Source organism: Streptomyces sp. NPDC052107 (assembly GCF_040680215.1).
Lineage (GTDB): Bacteria > Actinomycetota > Actinomycetes > Streptomycetales > Streptomycetaceae > Streptomyces.
Map to the genome: position 1 here is coordinate 1 of NZ_JBFAWG010000320.1, position 1,091 is coordinate 1,091.

Sequence of the window (1,091 nt, forward strand, 5' to 3'; positions counted from 1 at the left end):
CGGGGCTGTCGTTGACGACGTCCAGTTCCACCGTCCCGGCCAGGGCCCGCAGCGTCACGGTCACCTGCCGGGCGTCCGGGGCGTGTTTGCGTACGTTGGTCAGCGCTTCCATGGCCACCCGGTGCACGGCCGCCACGGCCGCCGTCGGCAGCCGGTCGACGGGGCCCTCCTCCGCCAGGCGGGCCGAGCCGCCACCGGGCAGGGTGAAGGCGGCGACCAGGGTACGGAGCCCCGCCACACCGCCCGCAGCGGCATCGCCCCCCGGTGCGAGCCCCGGCGCGAACGCCGCCTCCGTGCGGAGCCCGCTCACCATGTGCCGCAGGGCCCGCAGCGCCTCGGAGCCCGCCCGTTCGATCTGCCCCAGCGCCGAGACGGCCAGCTCCGGCCGGGACTCCGCGACGACCTGGGCGCCCTGGGCCTGCACCACGATGCCCGTCACATGGTGGGCCACGAAGTCGTGCAGGTCCCGGGCGAAGGTGAGCCGCTGCTCCAGGCGCACCTGCTCGGCGTGGCGCCGGCGGTCGAGGGCGGCCAGCCGGGCGACCAGCGCACCGATCAGCCCGGCGCAGACGGCCACGGTGCAGAACATGGCCAGGATCAGCCCGTTCTCCGTCACCCGCACGGCCACCGGCCGCAGGACCACGGCCAGGCTGAGCAGGACGGCCGCCCCGGCGGCGGGCCGGGCGGCCCCGTACCGGACGGTGAGGACCAGCACCACGATGAGCGCGGCGAGCTCGAACAGGGTGTAGGCGTCCGCGTGCCCCGCCGACGACCCCGGCCGCTCCGCCACCACCCGCATCCACGCATCGCACCCGAGGGACCAGGCCCCGGCCAGCGCCCCGGCCGCCGCCACCACCCGTGGATCACCGCGCCACCGGCGTACGGCCATGAGCGACAGCGCCGCCACGGGCGCGAGCGCCGAGAGCCGGACCTGACGTGCGAGGGCGGAGTCGAAGACACCGGTGCGGTGGTCGGCGGCCAGGGCGAGGACCAGTGCCGCCCCGACGAGGACGACACCGACGCGGAACAGGGCACGGCGCGTCCGGGAGGAGCCGCGGCCGAAGTGCGGGGAGTGCATGCCCGCAGCGTAC

1 protein-coding gene is annotated in these 1,091 nt (G+C 76.6%); it reads right to left on the bottom strand.

Features of this window, described 5'->3' with window-relative positions; translation table 11 throughout:
- A partial coding sequence (locus tag AB0M27_RS48150; protein WP_365732504.1) for a histidine kinase occupies nt 1-1,078 on the bottom strand: 1,078 nt, incomplete at its 3' end.
- Nucleotides 1,079-1,091 lie beyond the last annotated feature (13 nt).